Annotated in this window: 21 protein-coding genes and 1 pseudogene; 11 read left to right on the top strand and 11 right to left on the bottom strand. The window is 39.1% G+C overall.

From position 1 onward, the window contains the following. Positions 1–3: 3 nt before the first annotated feature. From GVX98_RS10900 to kdpA, 5 genes are read right to left on the bottom strand one after another with little or no spacing between them, the layout of a single operon-like run. On the bottom strand, positions 4–714 hold the full coding sequence (locus GVX98_RS10900) for a response regulator (protein WP_004981526.1): 711 nt from the start codon (positions 712–714) through the stop codon (positions 4–6). A gap of 10 nt (positions 715–724) precedes the next feature. Continuing rightward, entirely contained in the window at positions 725–3,373 is a 2,649-nt protein-coding gene (locus GVX98_RS10895; RefSeq protein ID WP_159128076.1) for a sensor histidine kinase KdpD, read from the bottom strand. 12 nt (positions 3,374–3,385) lie between these two features. Beyond that, positions 3,386–4,021: a potassium-transporting ATPase subunit KdpC gene (kdpC, locus tag GVX98_RS10890; protein ID WP_159128075.1), complete on the bottom strand. Its 636-nt coding sequence runs from the start codon at positions 4,019–4,021 to the stop codon at positions 3,386–3,388. A gap of 9 nt (positions 4,022–4,030) precedes the next feature. Continuing rightward, complete coding sequence (kdpB, locus tag GVX98_RS10885) at positions 4,031–6,043, bottom strand: potassium-transporting ATPase subunit KdpB (RefSeq protein WP_159128074.1); 2,013 nt, start codon at positions 6,041–6,043, stop codon at positions 4,031–4,033. 16 nt (positions 6,044–6,059) lie between these two features. Then, positions 6,060–7,757: a potassium-transporting ATPase subunit KdpA gene (gene kdpA, locus GVX98_RS10880; RefSeq protein ID WP_159128073.1), complete on the bottom strand. Its 1,698-nt coding sequence runs from the start codon at positions 7,755–7,757 to the stop codon at positions 6,060–6,062. A gap of 637 nt (positions 7,758–8,394) precedes the next feature. Between kdpA and GVX98_RS10875 the strand changes: the two genes are divergently transcribed. From GVX98_RS10875 to GVX98_RS10850, 6 genes are all read left to right on the top strand, one after another. After that, positions 8,395–9,195, top strand: a complete 801-nt coding sequence (locus GVX98_RS10875) for an undecaprenyl-diphosphate phosphatase (RefSeq protein WP_004981537.1) — start codon at positions 8,395–8,397, stop codon at positions 9,193–9,195. A gap of 477 nt (positions 9,196–9,672) precedes the next feature. Next, a complete protein-coding gene (locus GVX98_RS10870) occupies positions 9,673–10,434 on the top strand; it encodes a hypothetical protein (protein ID WP_159128072.1) in 762 nt (253 codons plus the stop codon). Then, entirely contained in the window at positions 10,431–11,324 is an 894-nt protein-coding gene (locus GVX98_RS10865) for a hypothetical protein (protein WP_004981539.1), read from the top strand. Before GVX98_RS10870 ends, GVX98_RS10865 begins: the two co-directional genes overlap by 4 nt. Further along, the gene (locus GVX98_RS10860; protein WP_159128071.1) at positions 11,321–12,574 is read left to right on the top strand and encodes a glycosyltransferase family 2 protein; all 1,254 of its coding nucleotides are present in this window, start codon (positions 11,321–11,323) and stop codon (positions 12,572–12,574) included. Before GVX98_RS10865 ends, GVX98_RS10860 begins: the two co-directional genes overlap by 4 nt. Next, complete coding sequence (locus tag GVX98_RS10855) at positions 12,571–14,394, top strand: hypothetical protein (RefSeq protein WP_004981543.1); 1,824 nt, start codon at positions 12,571–12,573, stop codon at positions 14,392–14,394. Before GVX98_RS10860 ends, GVX98_RS10855 begins: the two co-directional genes overlap by 4 nt. A 2-nt stretch (positions 14,395–14,396) precedes the next feature. Continuing rightward, complete coding sequence (locus tag GVX98_RS10850; protein WP_004981544.1) at positions 14,397–15,266, top strand: hypothetical protein; 870 nt, start codon at positions 14,397–14,399, stop codon at positions 15,264–15,266. Position 15,267: 1 nt separating this feature from the next. Here the strand turns inward: GVX98_RS10850 and wecB are convergent, their stop codons facing one another. From wecB to GVX98_RS10830, 4 genes and pseudogenes are all read right to left on the bottom strand, one after another. Beyond that, on the bottom strand, positions 15,268–16,413 hold the full coding sequence (gene wecB / locus GVX98_RS10845) for a non-hydrolyzing UDP-N-acetylglucosamine 2-epimerase (protein WP_004981547.1): 1,146 nt from the start codon (positions 16,411–16,413) through the stop codon (positions 15,268–15,270). Positions 16,414–16,415: 2 nt separating this feature from the next. Continuing rightward, a complete protein-coding gene (locus tag GVX98_RS10840; protein WP_171503343.1) occupies positions 16,416–17,594 on the bottom strand; it encodes a lipopolysaccharide assembly protein LapB in 1,179 nt (392 codons plus the stop codon). A gap of 388 nt (positions 17,595–17,982) precedes the next feature. Continuing rightward, positions 17,983–18,465 (bottom strand): annotated as a pseudogene (locus GVX98_RS10835) (tyrosine-type recombinase/integrase); the annotation flags it as partial. Between the two features lie 443 nt (positions 18,466–18,908). Further along, positions 18,909–19,895 carry a Fic family protein gene (locus GVX98_RS10830; RefSeq protein ID WP_159128070.1) on the bottom strand — a complete coding sequence of 329 codons (987 nt, stop codon included), beginning with the start codon at positions 19,893–19,895 and terminating at the stop codon, positions 18,909–18,911. Between the two features lie 147 nt (positions 19,896–20,042). Between GVX98_RS10830 and GVX98_RS10825 the strand changes: the two genes are divergently transcribed. Both GVX98_RS10825 and ribA read left to right on the top strand, forming a co-directional pair. Continuing rightward, positions 20,043–20,774 (top strand): Fic family protein, encoded by a 732-nt coding sequence (locus GVX98_RS10825; RefSeq protein ID WP_004981551.1) that lies wholly within the window; start codon positions 20,043–20,045, stop codon positions 20,772–20,774. Positions 20,775–21,233: 459 nt separating this feature from the next. Next, positions 21,234–21,836 carry a GTP cyclohydrolase II gene (gene ribA, locus GVX98_RS10820; protein ID WP_004981552.1) on the top strand — a complete coding sequence of 201 codons (603 nt, stop codon included), beginning with the start codon at positions 21,234–21,236 and terminating at the stop codon, positions 21,834–21,836. Between the two features lie 126 nt (positions 21,837–21,962). On the opposite strand, the gene trpA is transcribed toward ribA, so the two are convergent. Both trpA and trpB read right to left on the bottom strand, forming a co-directional pair. Beyond that, positions 21,963–22,751 (bottom strand): tryptophan synthase subunit alpha, encoded by a 789-nt coding sequence (gene trpA / locus GVX98_RS10815; protein WP_004981557.1) that lies wholly within the window; start codon positions 22,749–22,751, stop codon positions 21,963–21,965. Further along, positions 22,748–23,959, bottom strand: coding sequence for a tryptophan synthase subunit beta (gene trpB, locus GVX98_RS10810; protein WP_159128069.1), 1,212 nt, complete (start codon positions 23,957–23,959; stop codon positions 22,748–22,750). The genes trpA and trpB overlap by 4 nt, the downstream gene beginning before the upstream one ends. Positions 23,960–24,061: 102 nt before the next feature. Between trpB and GVX98_RS10805 the strand changes: the two genes are divergently transcribed. The 3 genes from GVX98_RS10805 to GVX98_RS10795 all read left to right on the top strand — a co-directional run bounded on the left by GVX98_RS10805 (position 24,062) and on the right by GVX98_RS10795 (position 26,114). Further along, the gene (locus GVX98_RS10805; protein WP_159128068.1) at positions 24,062–24,955 is read left to right on the top strand and encodes a LysR family transcriptional regulator; all 894 of its coding nucleotides are present in this window, start codon (positions 24,062–24,064) and stop codon (positions 24,953–24,955) included. A gap of 113 nt (positions 24,956–25,068) precedes the next feature. Beyond that, a complete protein-coding gene (locus tag GVX98_RS10800; RefSeq protein ID WP_159128067.1) occupies positions 25,069–25,641 on the top strand; it encodes a nuclear transport factor 2 family protein in 573 nt (190 codons plus the stop codon). Continuing rightward, positions 25,617–26,114, top strand: coding sequence for a chalcone isomerase family protein (locus GVX98_RS10795; RefSeq protein WP_159128066.1), 498 nt, complete (start codon positions 25,617–25,619; stop codon positions 26,112–26,114). Before GVX98_RS10800 ends, GVX98_RS10795 begins: the two co-directional genes overlap by 25 nt. Positions 26,115–26,124: the final 10 nt, after the last annotated feature.

Raw genomic sequence — 26,124 nt, 5'->3', positions numbered from 1 at the left:
TTACTATGTGCGGTTTGCTGCATCGAAACGTAACCCCACGCCTGCAATGGTAAAAATATATTTTGGAGTGACCGCAGAATCTCCAATTTTGCTGCGGAGTTTTTTCACCAAGATTCGAAGATAATGAGTATCCTCTTCATGACTAATGCCCCATAACTCGGTCATGATTTGTTTTTGTGTGACGATCTTACCTTGATGACGAATCAAGAGTGCTAACAGTTGAAATTCTTTTTTGCTGAGTACAATTTCTTCCTGAGCAAATGTCACCACATGTTCAGCCACATCCACAGATAATTGACCATCATCAAATACAACATTCTGTTCAGACTGTTGTGGTTTATTGCGAAACATCACTCGAATACGAGCGCATAATTCCTGAATGCTAAACGGTTTGGTCACATAGTCGTTTGCGCCTGCATCGAGCAATTTAATTTTTTGATTTTCATCAGGGCGTGCAGATAACACAATCACAGGAATATCTGACCACTGTCTCATCTCGGTCAACACCTGCTGCCCTTCCATATCAGGTAAACCCAAATCTAAAATCAGTAAATCCGCACCTCGTGTTGCCAAAATTTCTAAGCCTTTCATGCCACTTTCAGCAACATGCACCTGATAACCTTGCGCACGTAAAGCAATGTCCAAAAATTTTCGGATTTGAGGCTCATCATCAATAATCAGAATTGATGCATTCGGATGAATTGTTTGCGGCATAAAAATGTTTTTAGTCCTGATGTAACGGTAATCGTATGCGAATTAAGGTGCCTTGACCATCTGTTCTAGCAAAAGCTTCGATACTACCCATATGTGCGCCAATAATTGCTTTGACAATCGCCAACCCTAAACCTGTTCCTGTTTTACCGCGATCGCCACGCTGCATGGTATAGAACATATCAAAAATTTGTTCACGTTCATCTTCGGGAATACCAATCCCTTGATCGGTAATGTCAATTTGTAAGAAGTGTCCCTCTTGCTGAATCTTGATTTCAATTGGAACATTCTCTGGTGAAAACTTGGCGGCATTTTCTAAGACATTAAAAATGGCTTGTTCAATTAAAGCAGGATGCACATACAATTGCGGAAGTTCTTCCGCCAAAGCAATCTCAATTTTCACCTCAGGCTGATAGCGTTTCAGTCGTTGCGTTGCCGAGCCAATCAGTTCATCCACACCGATCCAAGCACGACTCAAAGTCAAACCCTGATGACCTAAACGAGTCATGTCCAACAGGTTTTGAATATAGCGATCCAGTCGTTCGCCCTCGATATGAATGGTGTCTAATAATTCATGGCGATCGCTTTCAGGCATCTGTTCACCATAATATTTGAGCGTATCTGCCGAACCAATCATCGCGGCTAAGGGTGAACGTAAATCATGCGATACCGAAGAAAGTAAAGCAGAGCGGAGCTTTTCCGTTTCAGCCACCACACGAGAATTTTCTAACTGTAACGAGAGTTGAACCCGAGCAACAGTTTGTGCGATATCCTCAATCATCAACTCAGTTAAACGTTGCAATTCAAAACTGATGGTTTGAGCATTTTGATGAAAGCGAATTGCAATCACCCCATATTCTTTCACCAAATTCAGCGGAATAAACCACCAATCAGAATTGGTCAACGTATTGGTAAAACGTCCACAGGGTTTCGCATTCTTCTGCGTCCAATCTGCGGCAATTTGATCTTTTTCATTTAAGACGGATGCATCACCTAAAGACTGATTTTCAACTTTTAACCAAACCGTGGCATTTAATGAAGTTTCCAAATGTTGTTTGGCGACATTTAACACCTGTTCAATATCTACACAGGTCGATAGCTTGCGCTCTAATTCTTGTAACTGTAACGACACTGAATTTGCAGCACGTAGGCTGAGTACTTGAGCGCGTAATTGGTTGGCCAAACGCCCGACCAGTAAAGCTGAGACAATGAACGTGATAATGGTAATCACCCCACGTTCAGCACTAATCATAAAGGTAAAACGAGGTTCAATAAAAAAGTAGTTATAGAGTAAAAAACAGACGAATACGCTGATAATTGTAATCAACATGCGGGCACGTATCGCAACCAATAATACAGTCACAATAAAAATTAAAGCTAAATCACTATACCCAATAAAATGATCACTGATTGCCGCCACAATCAGTCCTAGTAATACAATGATAATACTTTCAAACACTTCACGTTGATTAAACGCCAAGCCTTGTTCCAGCCAAGATGAATGAGCCACATCTGTCTGCAAACGCTTTTCATTATTTTTGGCTTTTAAAGGCTGAACAAAGGTGATTTCAAAAGGATGCTGTTTCTCTAACAGTTGATCGGCAATATGATCTGAAAATAGACGCTGCCATAGCGATTTTTGAGGGCTTTTGCCGAGTAAAATATTAGATGCACCATAATCATAAGCGGCCTGTAAAATGGTCGATGCAATATGATTGCTATACAGCAAATAGGTATCTGCACCGAGCTTACGCGCTAGATTAAAGGCTTTAGTCACGGCAAAGGCTTGGGTCGTTTCAACCTTACTTTTTTGAATCGAAATGACGCTCCACGTTGCATTGCGCCTTTCCGCAATCCGATGCGCACGGCGTACCAAATCTTCAGAGAATTCAGAACCATCTATTGCCAACATGACGTGATTTTGAATCGGAATAATCTGCCCTTGCGCAACAAATTTTTCTCGATAATCAATATCGACTTGCCCTGCAACAGTTTGAATTGCCAGATCACGTAACGCTGTCAAATTCGCAGCTTTAAAAAAACCTTGTAATGCATGGGCGGCAACATCGGCGAAATAAATCTTGCCATGATTCATTCGTTCTAATAATTCAGGAACAGGTAAATCAACCAGTCGAATATCTTTCAAACGTTTAAGTAGTGCATCGGGCACCGTTTCAGTTACCCGAATCCCCGTAATTTGAAAAACCACATCATTCAGGCTTTCCAAATGCTGAATATTTAAGGTGCTATAGACATCAATGCCTGCATCCAACAACTCATTGACATCCTGCCAACGATATTCATGCCGACTATTGGGAACATTTCGATGTGCAAGTTCATCAACAAGCACAATTTGAGGCTTTAATTTAAGAATTTGGTCGAGATCCATCTCATCCAACATTCGCCCCTGATATTCCACAGGCTTCCTTGGAATAACATTCAACCCTTGAATCAAACGTTCGGTATCAGATCGACCGTGGGTTTCTACGACCCCAACGACCACATGCTGCCCTTGTTGCGTCAACTCATGCGCTCGGGTCAGCATGGCATAGGTTTTCCCCACCCCAGGTGCTGCACCCAAGAAAATGGTCAAACGTCCAGATTGTTCACGCTGACTATGTGCCAACCATGCATCTGCTTTGTTATTACGGTCGATCTGCATAATTACGCTCTATCAACGTGTGGTCGATGACAATTGATCTAAGGCTAAATTTAACTGCAACACATTCACTCGCGCTTGCCCATATACGCCGAACTGTGCAGGCTGAATTTGTTGTTGAACCAAATCACGAACGTGTTGCTCAGGTAAATGACGTTGCTGCGCCACGCGTTTCACCTGTAATAAAGCACTTTCAGGTGAAATATCTGGGTCAATCCCGCTTCCTGAAGCCGTCACCATCTCGTTCGGCACGTGTTGCTCAGTAATATGATTATTCTGGGCAAATTGCACTGTTCGCTCTTTAATTTGTTTTTGTAAATCAAGATTAGAGATTGCTAAATTACTGCCTGCCATGCCATCGACATTGTAACTTACCGCACTTGGTCGTCCATGAAAATATTGTTCACTAACAAAGTTTTGTCCTACCAAGCTTGAACCAATAATTTTACCATTCAGTTCAATGACACTACCATTGGCTTGTTTGGGAAAAATCAACTGCGCAATGGATACACTCGCTGTAGCGTACAACATGCCTGCAATCAAAAAACCAACCACAATCAAACCAAGACTCGGACGTAGGACTGAATGTCCTTGACTAGATAATGCTAAATCCTGTTGATTCAATTGCTCATGACTCAATAAAGTATTCATATCTCACTCCTAAATCCACAAGGACACAACAAGATCAATCAGCTTGATCACAATAAACGGAAAGATCACCCCACCTACCCCGTAAATCAGCATATTACGGCGTAACAATTGCAGCGCACTGGCTGGTTTGAATTGCACACCTCTCAATGCCAATGGAATCAACATTGGAATAATCAAGGCATTAAAGATCAATGCAGAAATCACCGCACTACTCGGGCTACTGAGTTGCAAAATATTCAGTACCCCAAGTTGTGGAATCGCCACGGCAAACAAGGCTGGTAAAATCACAAAGTACTTAGAGACGTCATTTGCCAACGAAAAAGTGGTTAATGCTCCACGAGTAATCAATTGCTGCTTACCAATTTCGACCACATCTAGCAATTTGGTCGGATCGGAATCCAAGTCCACCATGTTGCCTGCTTCTTTGGCTGCTTGAGTGCCTGAGTTCATGGCTAATCCAATATCCGCCTGCGCTAAGGCTGGTGCATCGTTGGTACCATCACCCACCATTGCGACCAATTTCCCTGCTGCTTGCTCATTACGAATGCACGCCAATTTGTCCTCAGGTCTCGCTTCCGCAATATAGTCATCCACCCCTGCTTCAGCCGCAATCGCAGCCGCAGTCAACGGATTGTCTCCCGTGACCATAATGGTTTTGATGCCCATTTCACGTAGTAGTGCAAAGCGCTCTTTAATCCCTTGCTTAATCACATCCGAAAGTTCAATCACACCTAAAATATTGTGATTCAAAGCCACCACAAGTGGTGTTGCACCTTTAGAAGCCACTTGCTCTACACGAGTTTTAAGCTCAATGTTGTCTTTGATTTCTTGATCGGTAAATTTAAGAATGGCATCGACTGCACCTTTACGAATCTTTTGTCCCGTAGCCAAGTCCACACCCGATAAACGTGTTGAGGCACTAAACTGAATGAACTCAGCATCTTTCGGCTCTTGGATGCTTTCACCTAGCTCTTTCCCAAGGCTGATGATCGACTTCCCTTCAGGCGTTGGATCAGCAAAAGAAGTGAGCATTGCTGCTTCGCGTAACTCACTTGGTGTCACACCTGCCAATGGATAAAAAGCAGTGGCTTGGCGATCTCCATAGGTAATCGTGCCAGTTTTATCCAACAACAACACATCAATATCACCCGCAACTTCAACCGCTTTCCCTGATTTTGCTAAGACATTAGCTTTTAAAGCACGGTTCATCCCTGCGATACCGATTGCAGGCAGCAAGCCGCCAATCGTAGTTGGAATCAAACACACCAATAGGGCAATCAGCAAAACCATACTGATTTTGATCCCGACCATTGATCCAATAACAGGTAAAGTCAGCACCACCACAATAAAAGTAATGGTCATGATGTTGAGCAAAATACTGAGTGCAACCTCATTCGGTGTCTTTTGACGGTTGGCACCTTCCACCAAGGCAATCATACGGTCTAGGAAACTATGCCCTGCTTCATTACTGACTCGAATAATAATTTCATCGGACAAAACCTTAGTGCCGCCAATCACACCTGAACGGTCGGTATTGGCTTCACGCAGTACGGGTGCAGATTCACCTGTAACGGCTGATTCATTGATGGTCGCAAAACCCTGAATAATTTCACCATCCGCTGGAACAATTTCACCTGCTTTGACGATGACTAAATCATCCTTTTTGAGTAGGTTTGCAGAAATCACTGTCGGGATGGCATTTAAATCGAGAATACGATTTGCAGTTAAATTTTCACGCGCCTGACGTAAAGATGCTGCTTGCCCACGTCCTTTGGCTTCTGCCACCGCCTCGGCATAATTGGCAAATAAGACCGTGACCAATAAAATCAAGCTTAGGACTAAACCAAAACCTAAACTGGCATTTCCCATCAAAGTGGCAACAAGGGTTAAAACTGTTCCCACCCACACACATGCCATCACTGGATTTTTAAACGCGTGTTGAGGCAGCAATTTATGGAAAGTTTGCTGAATAATTTCTTTATTCAAGATATCCATCTGTTGTGTCGCATTTGAATGTTTCATTGTGCTTGCTCCACGCTTAAACTTTTATCGATAAATAGTCAGCAATTGGCCCAATCACCAACACGGGCATGAATTGCAATAAGGTGAGAATCAACACGATTCCGATTAAGGTCAGTGCAAATGTCGGTGACTCAATATGTAAAGAACCTTTGCTTTCGGCTGCTTGCGGTTTGGTTGCTAAACTGACTGCAATTAAGACTGGAATGATCAACACGCTATAACGCCCTGCCAGTAAAGCGACACTGGCACTCAGATTCCACCATAACGTGTTATCGCCTAAGCCTTCAAAACCCGAACCATTGTTGGCATAAGCAGAGACATACTCATAAAACACTTGGCTAATACCGTGAAAATCTGGATTAGAATTTCCTGTCATCGATGGGAATGCAATTGCAATCGCAGTCAGACCAAGAATCACCACAGGTTGTAAAAGAATCACCAGCGCTAATAACTTAATTTCAGTGACTTCAACTTTTCGCCCAAATAATTCAGGGGTACGCCCTGTCATCAAACCTGCGATAAATACCGCTAAAAACAGATAAATGAAGAACTGTAATAAACCACACCCTATGCCGCCCCAAATGGCATTGATCAACATATTGCACAGTTCAACCAATCCCGTTAGGGGTGAGGCAGAGTCATGCATCATATTCACAGAGCCGTTATTCACTTGTGTGGTCAAACTTCCCCACAATGCCGATGCTTCAGCACCGAAACGCATTTCCTTCCCTTCCATCAAAGCAGTATTTGGAGTGAGCGAAGATTTTTCAGCCCACAGGGTCAATAGCGTTGAAGAAAGTGACATTAACAACATGCTGCCAAAAATCATCCACATCAGTTTTTTACGTTGAATAAAACGCCCAACCATAAACACCGCAGAAAGTGGAATCAGTAAAATCGCAATCATCTCAATCACATTGGACAATGGTGTTGGATTTTCTAAAGGCACAGTGCTGTTGGGGCCATACCAGCCACCCCCATTACTGCCCAGTTGTTTAATTGCCACCATCGGTGCAACAGGGCCCAGTGGAATATGTTGAGTTTTGACTTCTGTGCTTTGCTCTAAAACTTGCGCTGTTGGCCCCGCAGATAAGGTTGCTGGCACACCTTGAAAAGTGAGCAGTAAAGAAAAAATAAATCCCAAAGGAATGAAAAATCGAAATAGTGGTCGAATGATATCCATCCAATAATTACCCAGATTAATGCGATTCCATTTGTTTTGATCTAGGTCTTGTTGTTGAGCTGATTGTAAAAATAATGCTCTTAACATGGCAACCAATAAGGCAAGCCCCATGATTGGAGAAAAATATTGCAATCCCACAATCACGGTCATTTGCGATAGATAAGACAGTTGAGCCTGTCCAGAATAGTGTTGTTGGTTGGTATTGGTCAGGAATGAAATGGTGGTATGTAAAGCCAAGTCCCAATTCATATTCGGAATATGATCAGGATTCAATGGTAACCATGCCTGTGTCATTAAAATAGTGACACTCGCCCCAAGCAGTAAAACATTACTCAGAACAAAGGCACCCAAATATTGTCGCCAGTTCATCCCGCTGCGCTTGACACCGAGCACAGCATAAATCGGTTGCTCAATCCACTTAAAGAAGCTGTCACTTTTCATTGGTTTGGTTTGCATCACATCCGCAAGATAGTGTCCTAGCGGATAGGCCAACAGCAATGAAAATACAAATACAGTAATAAATTCCCACATAGCAAAAGCCATTTAAAATAGGTCAGCGTAAGTATGGAAATTGAGGGCGTAAATTCTCTATATTCAAAAATGCGGATGGCGTAAACTTTGCGTAAATTATTCTATTTAAAATTAAATAAGCATCTTTTTCTTCTTCTTATTTCAACTTCTCTAATTCCGATGACAACTCAGTCAAAAAAAGTGAAACAATGATTGGCTTGCTCTTTAGATAACTGAACTTTTGATCACGTGCTCTTTAAACAGCATCAGTTAGATCTAGAAATTGTTGGGCTCATTTCGATTTCCATGCAATTTTTTTCATCTAAGCAAAGAATAATCCAAGGTATACACAAGAGTGATGACAAAAAATTCAAAACCATTCATTTAGAGCGTTGAATAGGATTACAGCGTTTTTATCGCTGAATAGAATATGATTTTAGAATATTTTCGTTTGGATGCACCATTCTACGGTCTTCATCATTTTCTTCATTCAAAAAACATCCGCCACGACCGTAAATACACATACAGCACATGAATACTCGATCCATCCCAAGACCTATGACATAAAAAAAACTAAAAAACTTTCTCCTCCCCATTTCAAAGTTGCACGAAATACCTTAAAACAGATTCCAATTTTTAATTATTAACTTTTTTATTTATGCACAACTTGGAATTACTTAAAGCCTTATTCTTAGGGCTTATCGAAGGATTAACGGAGTTTCTACCGATTTCCAGTACAGGGCATTTGATTCTTTTTGGTCATCTCATTGATTTCCAATCCGATGCGGGACGTGCATTTGAAGTTGTAATTCAGCTCGGTGCTATTTTGGCTGTTTGCTGGTTATACCGACACAAAATTATTGAACTGGTTCGTGGCTTTTTTTCTGGCGACCAACACGCGCGACGTTTTGCCATCAATGTCATTTTGGCCTTCATTCCTGCAGTGGTCATTGGGGTGCTAGCGGTTGATTTTATTAAACAAGTACTATTTAGCCCGCTGGTAGTGGCATGTGCACTGATTATCGGGGGATTGATTATTTTTGCAGTAGAAGCTCGAAAAATTGAGCCTAAAACTATTGAAGCAACGGATATTACCATCAAACAGGCCATTATCGTTGGCTTTGCACAATGCGTCGCAATGATTCCAGGCACTTCGCGTTCAGGTGCAACCATCATTGGGGGTATGTTATCGGGGCTTTCTCGTAAAGCAGCAACGGAATTTTCTTTCTTTCTAGCCATGCCGACTATGCTCGGTGCAGCCACCTATGACCTAATTCGCAATGCAAGTGTACTAACCTCGGATAATTTACTGAATATTTCTGTTGGCTTTGTCGCAGCCTTTATTGCGGCATTAATTGTTGTAAAAACTTTAGTGAAATTTGTAGAAAAACATACGTTAAGAGTGTTTGCTTGGTATCGCGTCGTTTTAGGTGTGATTTTATTAATTGTATTCTTATAATTGAAAAATTCAAATGAGTAAGACTTTGTTTAAAATGGAGTCTTATTCAAAAAATCATTTTTCTCAGTCTTTTAAGCCTTTCTGCTCCAAACTATACTAGACACCATATTTAAAATTTTAATATGTCATACTTCATTACCACTTCTTCAAGCATTATCAGAGTTTTTGGGACGATATTTACGGATGCTATTGACCTATCCCTCATTGAATAAATTTAGCTATTAGGAATCTTAAACAGAATTAATACCAATCTTTCCCTCAATCAAATTTTACTGAAATCAATACTCTGTACACCTCCAAGAAGAAAATTTAATAAAGTCATTAAAGTTAAGATTTCTAAATAAAAGTCAACCGTCTTCAGGCTAATATAATAATTTTACATCCTTTTTACACAATTTATTTACAATGCTTTATGTAATAATTTAAATGAAAATTAACAGTTATTTACATCATTACACTTCTTAAAAAGTAATTTTAATGCAAAAGAATTGGTTAGTAAGAACAAATCAAACCATCACCTTCATTCCTATGCTGATTACCCTTTTTATAGGAATCGTTGGATACGAGTGGTTACGTACAGAGCTTGTAGGCAGCTGGGTACTTTTGATTGCTTTTATTTTACTGGGGCGATTCTTAAATTTAATTCAAGCAATGATTCTGAGTATTTTTATTTTTATTGTCTTCTTTATTTACATTTTGTTTGATATCCAAGTCAATACAATCGACACCAATACCAAATTATTGCAGCTTTTCGTTTTCCCTGTAGCACCTGTGCTATTGAGTATTTATTATGAAATGATGTCGACCAATCGACAGACCAATGACTTACTTGATACGTACCGTAAAAATTTAATATATAAAACACTTCCTATCAGTACCTATCATTATACGCATGATCAAGTACAACACATGTTGAACCAAGGCCTTATTCCTCAATACAATGAAATTCATATAGAAATTACCAACCATAATTTATTAAGAGATATGTTGCAGGTGGATGAGCTAAAACACCTACAGCAGAAAATTATCAATGTACTAGAAAATAATTTTGAGACCCCACATTTTTCTTTTACTGATACGCGACTTTCGATGCTCTATGTGATTACGATTGCCGATCAAGACTCTGTGGCATCTAAGCAGTTGATTGACAGAATTAAACAGATTGAACTAATCAAAACGAAAATCACCCATCATTCGCATGTCAAAGGGCAAACTTCTTTTTCAGAGGAAAGCCTATGAGTAGCATGATTTTCGCCTGCGGATTATTGATTTCAGTCCATACACAGCCCGATTTAATCCTTTCCTCTTATTATCAGCAGTATTACCACTGCCGTTTGGAAAAGGCCACTTCAACCCAACAAAAAGGGATCTCTGATAACAGCAAAATTCCTGAACATTTTTCAGCAACTAAAAAATTATGGCCTGTTTTTACAGTTGATCAACTTGACTCTGAAAGCTATAAAAAAATGAAGAGCCAAGGGATTAAATCTGGCCTACTTATTCCTCAAAATTTCATGAGACCTGCCATTTATTTTAAGGTCAAACAGGAAGTTTCTGAAGGAGCAATCCCACTACTCGATCTAAGTAGTGTTGAACCGCAGCACTTCCCTGGTCTAGCAACTTTGGCAACCAGTGCAGGCTTACGTCCTATGGGGGCCTATATTCAAGAAGGCTGGAATCCAAACTTGAAGGTCTTACCAAGTGGCTTATATGTTGTTCAAGCGAATCCTGACCAACTCCCTTTACCTGCACGGCGTATCCAATCAGGCCAACAGCTCTTTTATACGGCTTACACTCACTCACCTTTTAATGGCACTGGAATCGTTTTAAACCCGCAGCTCAGCCTTGCAGAAAGTGATATTGCATATCCTGACTTGGGAATTTCTTGGAATTTTTTAAATTTGCATTTTAATAGCCAGCAAGACCGGATTCACACCAATCCGATCGGATATGTATTACTTTCAGCTGGTTTAGTGATTTTACCTTTTCACCTTGTGCTCTCTACTCATTACCCAGGGTTACTAAGCTTTTGGGGTACATCTACCTCTTGGGTATCTGTATTTGTAATCATTATTTTAATGCTCATTCTTCTCTCTACTATGCTATGGAGGAGGTTTAAAAAATCATGAGCACTATCGATATTCTTTTTATTATCGGATTTATTGGGATCTGGATTCCTCAAGCTTTTTGGGCTTGGCTTAGCTTTTCTGCTTGGCACTACTCTATTCAAGCCAGCAAAGAACTGGCCAACCTCCCAGTACCTCCACGCTGGCCCATGCTCAGTGTATTGATTCCTGCTTATAATGAAGGGCTGGTGATTGAGGATACCTTACGTGCATTAGCCGCACAGGACTATCCTGCTGAAAGCTATGAGGTACTCCTGATTAATGATGCCTCCAAAGATGATACACAGGAAATTGCGGATCGCATGGCTGCCGAGTTTCCTGTCATTCGTGTAGTTAATGTCCCTAAAGGCCAAGGTGGTAAAGGAAAATCTAGAACCTTAAATAACGGCCTCAAGTATGCTCAAGGCGAGCTGATTGCCGTTTATGATGCAGATAGTACACCTGAGCCCGATTGTGTGCGTTTAATTGCGCAAACTCTATTGGCAGATTCCAGCCTTGTCGCTGTCAATGGAAAAGTACGCACACGTAACTGGAAAGACAGTGCTCTCAGTACATTTATTGCAATTGAATTTATTTATTTTCAATGGATTTTTCAAGGCGGACGTTGGCTACGCTTCCGTCTATCGACATTAATGGGCACCAATTATGTCATCTGGCGAGACGCATTGGATATTTTGGGTGGCTTTGATGAGAAATCTCTAGTTGATGATACAGAAATGAGTTATCGGATTTTTTTAGGTCATAAACGAATTAAATGGGTACCTTATGCCGTGGGCTGGCAGCAAGATCCTGGTGACCTAGGCATTTTCATCAAACAACGCTCTAGATGGACTCAAGGTAACTTCTATGTAACACGCAAATATTTAAGAACAGCTATTCGACACCCTTTTCCAATTGGAATGGAAATCGGAAATAATATGATGTGCTACATCATGTTTGTTCCAGCCCTGTTCTTAAGTCACTTGACCATGATCATTGGCTTGTTGGGTATTGATGGTACTACTATTCCAGGCCCATTCACCCTACTGTTCATTCTGGCCTTTATCCTTTATTTAATACAAATTTGGTTCACACTTAGCCTTGAAAAAGAAGTACCGAAAAGATTTTATTTCTATGCTTTTATTGCCTATTTCACTTATTCACAAGTCTTTCTGTTGATTGTTTTCAAAGCCGCTTGGGATATGCTGAAAGGAAAAATCAAAGGTGAAGGAATTACTTGGTACAAGACAGAACGGAAGAAGGAAAAAAAATGACCTTACAGATAAAAACAGCTCCTTTTACATTAATGTCATCGCTCCTATTTCTTGCATGTAGCGCACATGTCCATGCAGATACATGGAAGCTAGATGATTTCATCTCACAGAACATTGAGCAAAGTACGCCTTATTTCTTTTACGTGGCTAAAGGGGAAAGCTGGCAAAACGTCCTGTTCAATAGTCAGTTTAATGTACAGGGTAATAGTACAATTATTGTACGTTATGACAACCAGCTCATCCATCAGCAGAACTTAAGTGGTAAAGGCACATTAAGTTTCAACCTTCAACCATCCCAAAGCGGCTTCCACCGACTCGATATTAGTATTTTACAAAAGCCCTCTACTGAAGCACAAAGCACTGAAAATATGTGCTTAGAATCTAGTAATCTCTATACGGCACTCACACAGGCAAATCTGAGCTATCAGCCACAGCGTAAAACCCTACAGCTCAATCAGCTACCAGATGCATTGTTTAATAGCCAGCTCAACCGCGCAGAACCTATACAGGCGTTACTGCGCTTTGATACTACAAATTTCATGGAAGCTAGCATGATCGGCCGACTCACCACGGCTTGGAACTTTGCTACACCCATACAATGGAAACTGACTGCAAATACGGGGGTAGTACCCGACTTCATTATCAGTATTCAGCGTTCAACCAAATCACTACCGAATGCACAAATTAGTCTGAGTCAGGAAAACCAAACGCCCACTCTAAATATTGAATATGAGACAGAATCGCAATTGCTGATGGCTATCAATGCTCTACTCAACCGCCAATATCTAGAACAGCTCAATACCCCAACAGCATCATTAAATGGACCTGTTGCAAGACCGACATGGGCCAGTTTACGCAAATTCGAGAGCCTAGCGGATTTAGGTGTTACCGATTTTAAGCTCGATAATTCCCCTAAAAACCTTTCACTGATCTTTCCAGCTGTTTGGGAAGCAACTGATATTTTAAATGGGCAACTTAGTTTTCGCTCTCAAAGTGGACTATTACAGGGATCTACTTTACAAGTCTGGTTAAATGATGGTTTGGCGGGGAGCACCAGCCTAGCTAAGCTAGACTCAAGCCCAGTGGAACGTCAGTTTGACTTTATAAGTGCCGACTATCCTTATACCACTAGCTTTAACATGATGGTCAGCAATACCCAGTTAAATAACAATTACTGCCTCCCAAATGCAGGAAATGCCTTATGGATAGATACGAAAAAAACTAAGCTGAATCTACCGCATCAGATGAAAAAGGGTGTAATCACGCTTTCTAGCACGTTTAGCAGTACGCCTGAAATTGCTGTCAATACTCCAGCCGCGACCCCAATCGCTATTAGCTTGGCGCAAGTTGCCAAGAAAATGTTGTTGAGTAATGACCCCATCGGTTTAAATATCACGCCACTCACATTAAATGCCCCTAAAGCCATTAATATCCAGCTTGATGCTCAACGTTATCAATCCGAATTGCAAAAATATGGCCAAACTCTCTATTTACCGACCACAGAAAATGGTGGCCTGATTACAGTCAAAAATGGAAACTTCTGGATCTATAGTGATAATAACTTGGGAGCAGAAAATTTTGCACGATTCTGGCCCGAAATTCAGCAGAAAATACCCAACAACACCACAGCATTATTTATTTCCGCACAAGGGCAAATCACTGTTTTGAATCAAAACATGGTTGAAAAAGCAAAACCACCGATTATTGAGCAGATTTCTCTACAAACTATTGCTATTATCCTAGGTGTTCTGATTGTTTTAATTATTAGCCTACTCATCTGGCGCAGGAACCGTAAAGCGCATAAGAATAAAGAAGAATAAAGATGAAAAAATACCTCATTTTAGGTTTGTTTGTGCTCCTAGCTCTTCCCACTTTAGCTGTGACTAGCTCGGTATTGCTCATGACTCGAGCAGATGCACAATCTATTCCCCCTAAAATTGAAGGTATATTCTGGCAAGTCGATCAAATCAGCCACCCTTCTGGAAACTGGCATCTCTTGGGGATTGATACATTTGTAACCCAATGGAGTATTGTTGATGGACATTCCTTTTTTAAGGAAATTCCTACACAACAATGGGAGCATCAACCTAAATGGAGCTCAATTTCTGAACAACCTTGGGCAGAAAAGGTTATTTTAGGTTTAGCTGGAAATTATCAGGAACCAATAGCTCGTGAAAATATAGACCAGCTTTTTTTACAATCCCAGCAAATAATCCATACTAAGCTGCCTGTACAACCTGCTGGTTATTATTTCCCAGTAGAAGCAGATCCAAGCTGGCATGGGGTTGCCAATCTAGCACATCATGTTTCCGAGTTTAAACGCCCTGTCTGGATTAGTGTTTATAGTGCTGATCGTAAATCACCTTTTTTACATTATTGGTTAGAAAGCTGGCTGCCAGACAATGCTCAAGTTTTCTTTCAAGATGGTGTAGGAGTAGGCACGCGCAGTCCAGAAGAAGCTGCTCTCATTTATAAAAATCTTAAGAATGAGTTTGGTGAAAACCGAGTAGTAATTATTTTAGAGGCTTTTCGGCCTAAACCTGATGGAAGTTTTCGTGCAGCATATCCCTGGGAAATTGCTAAGCAACTGAGAGCTTATGCTGGGCAACGAATATATATTTTTGATGGGCCACATTATTTAGATAAAGCCAGTGTGTTCTGGCTTTATCTATGGATGAAAATCAATTACTAATTTATTCTGCTACCTTTAAGTCTTGTACTATTTGCTCAAGGATACGTTCTGAGGCGTGCCCATCACCAAATGGATTTTCCACTTCTGCATGCTGTTGATAATAGACAGAATCATCCATCAACTGAGAAAACGCTTTAATAATTTTGGCTTTATCTGTACCTACCAGTATCCCACAGCCAGCTTCAACCACTTCAGGCCGCTCAGTTACGTCCCGCAGAATAAGTACCGGCTTCTGATAAGTTGGACTTTCTTCTTGGATTCCACCTGAATCCGTCATAATAAAATGAGCCGCCTGCAAGATTGCGAGTAAGTCTGGATAATCCAAGGGTTTTAATAAATGGACTTGGGGATGCTTCGAAAACTCTTTATAGGCAATGTCATGAACCTGAGGATTAAGATGCACAGGCCAAGCGAAATGTAGCTCCGGATAACGCTGGCATAATTCATGAATCACTGCACAGATATTCTGAATACCCTCACCAAAGTTCTCGCGTCGATGCGCTGTCAACAAAACCAGTTGATGCTGCCCGCTCAAATTCAGCCCCAATCTTTCTAATCTTTGTTGGGACTGCTGTGAAGAAGACTCTATCAACTCACGTGCATAATGAATCGCATCAACGACCGTATTTCCTGTAATAAAAATTTGCTGTTTGGAAATATTTTCTTGGTATAAATTTTCAGCAGAAAGTTGAGTTGGCGCAAAATGCCAACGCGCTAAACGCGAAACCAACTGCCGATTCCCTTCTTCTGGAAAAGGATGCATCAAGTCAAAAGAACGTAATCCCGCTTCGACATGTGCCAAATGAATATTCAGATTAAAAGCCACCAAAGCACCAGCGAGTACGGTTGTTGTATCACCTTGCACCACAATTACGTCACATTTTGGCATTTCACGATAGACCTGATCGAGCTCGCTCAATGCCTTACTTAATAAGATATTTATGCTTTTTCCAGGTTGCATAATTTGCAAATGATGGTCAATTTCGATCTGAAAAAATTCAATTGCATCTTGCACCAACTCCAAATGCTGGCCTGTGAATACAACATTCACCTCAAAACGTGAATCTTGTCTAGCTTTTAAAATTACGGGTGCCAGTTTAATCAGCTCAGGGCGTGTACCAAAAATAAAAGAAAGATAAATCGGCATCGTTAAAAGCTCCAGTAATAGGTCAGTTCAACTCGTGTATTATCAAAAGTTCTTTTCCCTGATACAGGTGCACCACTGATATATTTGCCATACATCTGCTCAACCCGTAATTTGATAGGAAAATTTTCAGGTTGCCAAGCAACTCCTGGCCCTAGCTCAGCCAAATTGTTATAAAACTCGTTATTAGAGTCGTTAATGCTGTGTAATTTTAAATAGGCCTGTACATTACCGAAATGATCACGATTCATGTTCCAACCTGTACGTAAGCGCAGATCACCAATTACGTTATAATCTTCACGGGAATAGCTTGCAGCATTACCATATAGTTCAGCAAAATATTGATTTTGGTTCAGACTTGGTGTGTGTGTGGTTTCAGCATTGTGCCAATACCATTCCTGATAACCCGCTAGACCAAAGTTAATGCTTTCTCTGAATTTATCCCGATTTAAATCAATCAGGTCATAACTTCCCCCTACTTCCAAATATAAATAAATTGGCCATTCCCAAGGACGATAATTCGCTCCAACACCTAAAATAGCGGCATTCTGATCAATAATTTCAGGACGGGCTCCACCTGTTGAACGTGTATCACGGTTGACATTAGCAAAACCATAAACCTGCCCACGGTTTTCTTCCCCCCAATATCGCCCATACCGTAGTTTTAGAGGTAAAATAGCTGTGTCGTAACGACCTTCAAAAGAAGGCGAAAAGTAAATATCTGAGAAACTTGTTTTAGGTGAACTTCTTTCAGTTCCACTCAAATTTTTTACTGCTTGTTGAGCTTTCTCAACAGTTTCTGGATTTGAAGAGTGTTGTAATCTTTTAAATATCTCTAAAGCTTCTGGGTCACGTTGAGCAGCATTTAACAAATAAGCTTTTTGTAGTAATAATTCTTCATCTTCTGGATTAAGCGTTAGAGCACGATCTATGTAAGTTAAAGCTTGGGAATTATTTTCTTTTCGTAGTTCTAAATATGCCCATGTTTTCCAAACTTTCGAATCTTGAGGAGTTTTCAAGCTTAATTTTTGTAAAATTTCATTCGCTTTTTCTAAGTCATTATTTTCTATTTGATAATATTCACTCCATAAGGCATATGCTTCAGGCGTAACTTCTACTTGAGCGTGTACAAAGGAACTCACAACTAACACACAAGCACTTGAAACTATATGTAAATTTTTCATTCTAAATAGTAAAATTAGCGGTCTCTAGAACAATATATCAGCAATTTTTTTTTAAGTTTGAGATAGTTAATATTGGTTACCAAACTACATATATTCTTTATAAAAAATAACTTCAAAAAGCATAAAATTTCAATTTCTCCAGTTTCAATTAAACCAACAACCATCATTCACATATTATCTTTAAATTATAAAAAAAATTAAAAACCATCCACCATTATAAATAAAAAATATTTCATTCTATTTTAAAATTATATTAACCCTGCATTACATATAGATTAGAAATTCACGTATAATTTTATTTATCCATCCTAACTATTAAATTAAAATTAATTTTAAATAAATCCACCAGATTACATACTTTAATTTAGCTTTGTTGCACAAAAATTTAAAAGTTAAAAACCACATTGATTAAACGCAGACAACGTGTGGCCTTTTCGAGTGTTCCTTTGGCCACAATTTCTTTTACTTTGGATGAAACCTGAAAACGAGTGATTTCATCTAAAGGTAGATCTAAAAAATCTTCAGTGATGTAGTCCAAATGGTATTTAACCGTGCTGATATATTTTTCACTAGACCACTGCGGACTCATTAATTCAAACCATTCATCACACACTTGTTTTAAATGATGGGAGACTTTTGATTTACCTGAAACCTCGGCTTTAAAGTCCCGTGCAACTTTTCTTATTTCTTTACAGCCTACTTCGGGATATTCACCCAGTTGTTTTCTGGTCTACTTTCCTTCAATTCGATATGAAAGCACCCATTTCTTTTTCCCAGTAGGAAAAACCTCAATAGAAAGCCCTTCCCCATCTGCCATTGAATATCGCTTTTCTTTTGGTTTAAGACTTTTAACTTGGATGTCAGTAAGCATTCTTGTTGTTACACGCGTGTCACTATTGTGTCACAAGTATATTTAATAGAAAGCAATTATCAATGACTTACAATAACGGACGCTGATAAACAACAGGCAGAAAAAAGCCCTGATTTATTGCTAAACCAAGGCTTTTTTTCACTTTTTTGATTAAACCTGATCATTAGCGATCATCTTTAATCGGGAATTTTGGGGTGGCGTCAATTGAACTCAAAACCCAAGCAACTGTTTTTATGTAATTTATAACAAAAAATATATTTCATTGACCCAATTTTGACCCAACTTAGATTTAGTGCATTGAATCGCTTTAATATCTTGTTCAAATCCAAATTCAGGATTTGAAATGGTATGCAGCATTATAGCAGAACACTATACTTGAAAATAATTACAATGTTATATCATTTCAATTATTTTCTTATAGTACAAATAATCCCTTAACCTCATTATAACTCAATTTTTAATTTGTATTTTTGCTTAGGACTCTTAGGCTTATCAGGAAGAGTGCGTTCAACCACACCTGCTTCTAATGCTGGAGTTAAATAATTTTTTTGGAATGTTGCTCGGTGGGACAAGTCTAATAGAGCCATCAGCTGAGTTAGGCTATATTCCTTCTGCTCCATATTCTGGATGAGACGTTTAACTTGATCGCTAGCTTGAGCGGTATCTTGATCGCTGGCATCAGAACTGAGTATTGCATCTAGAATCATCTGCAAAATAAACTCAATAAAAGGTGCAGAATCTGAACGATCTGTGCTCGCTTGCAATGCATAGTAATAAGCTTTTTGGTTTTGATAAATCAAGCTTTCTACAGGGATATTGAGAAAAATTGGATTCCACTGGCTTAAGATTAAAGTTTGCCATAAACGCCCCATACGCCCATTGCCATCAGCAAATGGATGTATAAACTCAAACTCATAATGAAATACTGAACTCTGAATTAATGGGTGCTCATTGCCTTCAGCCAACCACTGCAATAATTCTCCCATTAAACGGTGGACTTGATTTGCAGGCGGAGCCATATGCACGACTTGATCCCCTGACATCACACCAACACCACCATGACGATACTGTCCAACCTCATCAATCAATCCTGTCATCAATATTTGATGTGCTTTAAGCAAATGCGATTCTTGATCAGGATTCCAATCTTGAATTTCTTCATATGCCTTTAGGGCGTTACGTACCTCTTGAACTTCTTTAGGTGGAGCGATAATGGTCTTGCCATTCAGGATCGCTGTGATTTGCTCTGTACTCAAGGTATTCCCTTCAATCGCTAAAGACCCTTGAATCGTTCGAATACGATTGGCTTTTCGCAATTTAAGACTATCTTGAATTTGGGTTAATGCAGTCAAACGCCCTATTGATTCACTAATTTGTGCAATCAAGTGAATAATTTTAGAGGTGATTGTATAAGGCGGTTGATATTTCATGCCATTCCTAAATAACATAAAGGTTCTAGTTAATTAAACTCTAAAATATCAATTTCTCAAAACTTAAAACATAAGTCATTCATATATATTTTTTTACTGACCAAAAGAGCAATCAATTCTAGTCGTAAATACTGAGAGGTTATCCATTTGTTTGCAATTATTGATAGTCTTAAGAATAAACTTGATCAAAGCAGGTCTTTGTCAGACTTTACTTCAAGAAACATTGAAAATGATCTTTTTCTTCGCTGGATCTTTCACTCAAATGCTATCTCAGGAAATAGACTCAGCCTATTAGAAACCAAAGTCGTATTAGAAGGTATTACTGTCGGCGGTAAAAAATTAAAAGATCACTTCGAAGTAATTAATCATAGAAATGCAATCTACTACGTTGAAAAAATTATTCGTAAGGAAGAATCGTTTTCAGAGTGCCAGATAAGAAATATACACCAACTTATTCTAAGAAATATCGATGATGAAAATGCAGGTCAATATCGCCAACAAAATGTCTTAATCTCCTGTACTACAACTATGCCACCTGATTACACTCTGTTAAATGACAAAATGGCTCATTTAGTTGATTGGTATAATAGTGCCGCCCATACATTTCATCCCATTGAACGTGCAGTCAAAGTACTTGCTGATTTCGTTGGTATTCATCCCTTTATTGATGGTAATGGCCGTACATCACGTCTACTAATGAACTTGGAACTAATGAAAGCTGGTTATCCACCATGCGTGATTACTGTAGAGAATCGTTTAGCTTATTATAAAGCTTTAGATCAATGGATGGCTTATGACAAAACTGAAGCTTTTATCCAGTTGATTTCTGAAGCGGTGATCGAAGGATTTAAACCATATCAGATAATTTTAGGAATTTAGAGTTACTCCAATTTACATGTTTCTTTATTTGTACTGCTGCTAAGGACATTTTAGTTTATTAGAGCCTTGTTGCCTAAAGCTGTTCTCAAAAAATTGTTCAGCAATATAATTTCAGAATGAAGAAGCCTACACATAGAACCTATCATACAAAGAATTAACCTTACCACAACCCTACCTTTATTAACTTATTCAATAAATTCAATTAACTATACAAAAAACCCAACTTATCTTAAATATTGATGGTTTAGGCAAGCCTCAGCTTTTGAGTGTTTTTGCAACAAAGCAGAACGCTAATAAAAATATTCTAAATAACATTTCACATAAAATTCACTATCAGATGCATACTCTTTAATTGGAAGTAAAACGCTGAAATTTATAACTGCAAAAAATTCGGCCGATGCTTTTAAGATAGATTAAGTAAATTGTATCAAATATAAATTTATATAGGTGTATTCTTCCGTGGCTATAGAATTTGTTTCCAAATCAAAGTTACCTACTGCATTTGGCGATTTTGAAATTATAGCATTTCAAGATCAAAGTACTGGTGAAGAACATATCGCTCTTGCTAAAGGGATGAATGCCGCTCCCAATCAACCTGTACTTGTCAGAATACATTCAGAATGCTTAACAGGTGATGCTTTTGGATCACTCAAATGTGATTGTGGTCCACAATTACACTCAACCATGAAAATGATTAATGATGCAGGTCAAGGAGTCATTTTATACTTACGCCAAGAAGGCCGTGGCATAGGACTAACCAATAAAATTCGAGCCTACGCACTTCAAGACCAAGGACATGATACCCTTGATGCTAATTTATTATTAAACCTGCCAGCGGATGCTCGCAAGTATGATATGTGTACCATTATGCTCGATTATTTAAAAATAAAGAATGTAAAACTCATTACAAACAATCCATTTAAAATCAAATCTTTGACCGATTTAGGAATTAATATTGTTGAACGTATTCCTTTAAAAGTTGGCTTAAATAGCTTTAACAAAGCTTATCTAGAGACAAAGCAAAAACGTATGTCACATCTGTATGATAATAGTGATTTTTAAAAAGCGATTACTTTCAGTAAAAAAATCCACATAAAAAGTTCCATCTCCCTCACGGGAGAAGGCCAAGATAAAATATTGTTTTATATTCAATTATAGTTTTAAATAAGTTTTATGAAAGGTGCCTGACTATTCTTTATTTTGTCTCAGTATCTGTGCAAAAACCGTCACTTTTTCTAAAGTCGCATTCATTCCCTTATTAAAAAAAGTATCGACAAGCGCTGAGCCAATGATAATAAGATCTACTTTATTGGCTAGTGCTTTAACGTGGTTTTCATTTTTGATCCCAAAGCCAATTGCAACAGGAATATTAAAAATAGGCTTAATTTCAGCAATCTTTTTCTCAAGATTAAGCAGATTGAAGTCTCCCCCTGTTAAACCATTTTCTGCAACATGATATAAAAAACCTGTCGCACGCGCTGAAATTTGCTCTAACCTTTCAATTGGGGTAGTCGGCGCTGTCATTGCAATTAAATGCATATTTTTTTCATTTAATTGCATTTCAAAGTTTTCTCGATATCCATATGGAGCATCTAAAATCAATATTCCATCTATAAGATTTTCTGTTTCGGCGATAAGTGTCTCAAAACCATATTGCATAATCGGATTTAAATAAGTCATGAAAATTATTGGTGTTTTTTCATCATGTAGCCTGATTGCTTTTACCAACTCAATGGTTTGTTTTACCGTTTGACCTGCACTTAATGCCCTAAGATGTGCTGCCTGAATGATCTCACCATCTGCCACTGGATCTGAAAAAGGAATGCCAACTTCGATAATGTCAGCTCCAGCTTGACCCAATTGGCTTAACAGACGGTAACTTTCTGCGAAATTAGGATCTCCAGCAGTAAAATAACAGACCAGACCGCTTCGATTTTCCAGTTTTAATTGCTCTAATTTTTGATCTAGACGGTTCATGCTGTAGCTCCTGCAAGATATTTTTTTACCGTGTTTAAGTCTTTGTCACCTCTGCCACTTAAATTGACAATAATGATCTGTTCTGGCTGCATTTCTTGAGCAAGTTGAATCGCATATGCAATCGCATGAGAACTCTCAAGAGCAGGAATAATGCCCTCCTGTTGGCTTAAAAGCTGAAATGCATTTACAGCGTCTTGATCGGTTATAGCCGTATATGTCACACGTCCTGTTTCAAACAGAAGGCCATGTTCAGGGCCGACACCAGGATAATCTAAGCCAGCTGATATAGAGTGCCCCTCTAAAATCTGTCCATCTAAATCTTGTAATAAATAGGTTAAATTACCATGTAGCACACCGACTTGACCTTTGCAAATAGAGGCCGCATGTTCACCGCTATTTGTTCCTTTTCCACCTGCCTCAACGCCAAACATTTTGACATTCAGGTCTTCTAGAAAAGGATGCATCAACCCTAATGCATTTGATCCACCACCAACGCAAGCAACTAAAGCATCAGGCAGTTTATTTTCTTTGAGGAGTATTTGGTTTCTGGCTTCTAGACCAATAATTTTTTGAAATTCTCTGACCATGATGGGATATGGATGAGGACCTGCACCAGTACCCAACAGATAATAGGTTGTATCAACATGACTAATCCAGTCACGTAATGCTTCGTTCATGGCATCTTTTAAAGTCCCACGCCCTTTTTGAACACTTCTGACTTCAGCACCGAGTAATTTCATACGTTCAACATTCATTTGTTGGCGCTGAATATCTGTTTCTCCCATAAAAATGGTACATTTCATCTTAAACAGCGCGCAAACCGTTGCTGTTGCAACACCATGTTGCCCAGCACCCGTTTCTGCAATGATTCTGGTTTTGCCCATAAATTTGGCTAATAAGATTTGCCCTACACAATTATTGATCTTATGCGCACCCGTATGGTTCAAATCTTCTCGCTTGAAATATATTCGAGCGCCGCCTGCATAAGCTGTTAGGTTTTTTGCATAAAAAAGAGGACTAGGACGACCAACAAAGTCCGTTAAAATCTGCTGATAATCAGCCCAAAATTCAGGTTTGTGCCGAACAGTATTAAAGGCTTGCTCTAATTCTTGAAGTGCTGGCATTAAGCTCTCTGGCATGTAACATCCGCCAAATTTACCAAAAAATCCCAAGTCATCAGGACCATTACCTGTATAAGGGGTTGTCATCTCATATCTCTTTTACTATCAAAACTTGTTTGATCTTAAAATATTTTCATTTTTCTGATAATTGATATATTTTGAGCTCATGATGTTAGAAAATTTTACAACATGAAACGCAGAACATTACCTCCTCTTAATGCTTTAAAAGCTTTCGAAGCTGTCGCCAGAAATAAAAGTTTCAGCTTAGCTGCCGAAGAATTATGTGTAACCCATAGCGCGATTAGCCATCAAATAAAGCAGTTAGAAGAATGGTTGGATAAAAAATTGTTTATTCGACATTCCTCGACCATCTCTCTGACGGCGGATGCCGAAGAATTATCGCTAGTTTGTACGCAGCTTTTTAATCGTTTAGAACAATGCGTCTTTGAGTTAACAAATAAAACTTCAGAAGTAGAAGTTGTAATAGGCGCTTCTCATAGTTTTATGGCGAATTGGCTGATTCCTCGATTAGAAAAGCTCGAAGTCATTTATCCCAATATCCATATCAAATTAATGACATGTAATGACTTAAAATTGTTAGAAAAAGAGAAGGTTGATATATTTATCAATAGCGTCAGTGAGCATCATCTACTTCCCAACTTTTTGAATAAATATCTGTTATTTCCCGATAACATGGGTCCTATTTATAATCGTGAAATAAATCTTCTTCATTCCGTAAATGATCTTTTAAACTATCCATTACTTCATACCCACTCAAATAAAAGTGCATGGCATACATGGTTTGATCAGTTTCAAATAAGCTTTTCCCCAAAATCTAATGACCGTTATTTTGATAGTCTCAATTTAATGATAGAAGCTGCCGTGTCTGGGTTAGGAATTGCCATAGCACCTCAAATTCTAGTAGAAAAAGAAATGTTAAATGGAAAGATCATTGCCCCTTTTGGTTTTATCTATTGTGACTATAATTTTTATGCAATGGTCAGAAAAAATAACGAAAATCGTGATGTCATGAATATCATTCATTGGCTAATGACTGAAGAAAAAAGAGAAAGTGAAATTTAATCCTTAATCATCAAAATTCTATTCAGTGTACTGTCTTTAGTATCTATCTTCACATTCTGTTCACTTTAGCCTCTCTAAAGTGGGAGGATAAACTGTGAAGATGGACAGTGAATATGAATCAAGTCAAAACGTTAATGGCAATTGCCTTATCCTTACCAGTGCTTTTCCTGTCAGGATGTAAAAGTGTTCCTCGTTATTCCTCTGATTATGCAAATGCCAGAGCGAGTATTCAGGGAATACACTTAGATGATGCAAAAGCACTAGAAATCGGTACCCGCTTCACTTCGGCATTTAATACCTTGGGCACACCTAAATTCGTTGAAAATGCTGGAGCACTGTATGCAGATCAGCTTTTTATTAACGATACTCTGTCGCAATTTTCATCGCGTAAAAAACTGCTTGAACATTTTCAAGGTATGAACCAGCGGGTGAGTAATGTAACTGTCAGTCTATTAAATACTTCATATCATCAAGACTCTGCCTATGTACATTGGCATATGGTTTATGATTTTAAAATGTTCGGCAAGACACGAACAATGGATTCATTTGGAATCAGTGAAATAAAGGTCAACCCAAACCATCAGATTATTTTCCAACAAGATTTCTGGGATCCGGCCAATGGTCTGTATCGTTCTTTGCCTTATGTAGGAGGAACCTATTCATGGGTACTGCCTTTCAAAAAGTAGCCATAACCACTGTACTGATGCTCGGGAGTTTCGGTTCGTGGGCGCATGCACAGAGCTTAAATAAATGTGGTAATGGCCCACTCATGGTGGGACAAAAACAGGTCGGTGTGGCCAGTTACTTTGCGCAAAACTGTAATCAGCCTTGGCAAGGCCAAAACATGCAGATGGATTTTACCTATACGCAGAATATTCCAGAATGGGCATTCAAACGTGCAGCCAGACATCTACTCCAACGTAATATCAAAGATCAAAAGATTCAGGCTGTTTTCAATCCAATCACCGATCTGTATCGTCCAGTCAGATCAGGTGACCTGTACCGTCTGAAATACAATCATGCCACGCAAACTCTAAGCTTATCCCTCAACCAGCAAAATCTGGGCCAACTGCAGCACCCACTGGCCCAGCAATATTTTAATATATGGCTAGGTCCTCAGCCATTTAGTGTTAAATTAAAACAGCAATTAATAAAATAGTCTCTACAGT

Origin of the sequence: Acinetobacter sp. 8I-beige (assembly GCF_902505955.1) — a bacterium.
In the GTDB taxonomy this organism is placed as follows: Bacteria; Pseudomonadota; Gammaproteobacteria; order Pseudomonadales; family Moraxellaceae; genus Acinetobacter; species Acinetobacter johnsonii.
This window is presented reverse-complemented; position numbering and strand designations above follow the sequence as displayed.

Bases quoted from the DNA above. Each gene is read 5' to 3' on its own strand.
- GVX98_RS10900 (WP_004981526.1), bottom strand. From the start codon at position 714: ATGCCGCAAACAATTCATCCGAATGCATCAATTCTGATTATTGATGAT.
- GVX98_RS10895 (WP_159128076.1), bottom strand. From the start codon at position 3,373: ATGCAGATCGACCGTAATAACAAAGCAGATGCATGGTTGGCACATAGT.
- kdpC (WP_159128075.1), bottom strand. From the start codon at position 4,021: ATGAATACTTTATTGAGTCATGAGCAATTGAATCAACAGGATTTAGCA.
- kdpB (WP_159128074.1), bottom strand. From the start codon at position 6,043: ATGAAACATTCAAATGCGACACAACAGATGGATATCTTGAATAAAGAA.
- kdpA (WP_159128073.1), bottom strand. From the start codon at position 7,757: ATGTGGGAATTTATTACTGTATTTGTATTTTCATTGCTGTTGGCCTAT.
- GVX98_RS10875 (WP_004981537.1), top strand. From the start codon at position 8,395: ATGCACAACTTGGAATTACTTAAAGCCTTATTCTTAGGGCTTATCGAA.
- GVX98_RS10870 (WP_159128072.1), top strand. From the start codon at position 9,673: ATGCAAAAGAATTGGTTAGTAAGAACAAATCAAACCATCACCTTCATT.
- GVX98_RS10865 (WP_004981539.1), top strand. From the start codon at position 10,431: ATGAGTAGCATGATTTTCGCCTGCGGATTATTGATTTCAGTCCATACA.
- GVX98_RS10860 (WP_159128071.1), top strand. From the start codon at position 11,321: ATGAGCACTATCGATATTCTTTTTATTATCGGATTTATTGGGATCTGG.
- GVX98_RS10855 (WP_004981543.1), top strand. From the start codon at position 12,571: ATGACCTTACAGATAAAAACAGCTCCTTTTACATTAATGTCATCGCTC.
- GVX98_RS10850 (WP_004981544.1), top strand. From the start codon at position 14,397: ATGAAAAAATACCTCATTTTAGGTTTGTTTGTGCTCCTAGCTCTTCCC.
- wecB (WP_004981547.1), bottom strand. From the start codon at position 16,413: ATGCCGATTTATCTTTCTTTTATTTTTGGTACACGCCCTGAGCTGATT.
- GVX98_RS10840 (WP_171503343.1), bottom strand. From the start codon at position 17,594: ATGAAAAATTTACATATAGTTTCAAGTGCTTGTGTGTTAGTTGTGAGT.
- GVX98_RS10830 (WP_159128070.1), bottom strand. From the start codon at position 19,895: ATGAAATATCAACCGCCTTATACAATCACCTCTAAAATTATTCACTTG.
- trpA (WP_004981557.1), bottom strand. From the start codon at position 22,751: ATGAACCGTCTAGATCAAAAATTAGAGCAATTAAAACTGGAAAATCGA.
- trpB (WP_159128069.1), bottom strand. From the start codon at position 23,959: ATGACAACCCCTTATACAGGTAATGGTCCTGATGACTTGGGATTTTTT.
- GVX98_RS10805 (WP_159128068.1), top strand. From the start codon at position 24,062: ATGAAACGCAGAACATTACCTCCTCTTAATGCTTTAAAAGCTTTCGAA.
- GVX98_RS10800 (WP_159128067.1), top strand. From the start codon at position 25,069: ATGAATCAAGTCAAAACGTTAATGGCAATTGCCTTATCCTTACCAGTG.
- GVX98_RS10795 (WP_159128066.1), top strand. From the start codon at position 25,617: ATGGGTACTGCCTTTCAAAAAGTAGCCATAACCACTGTACTGATGCTC.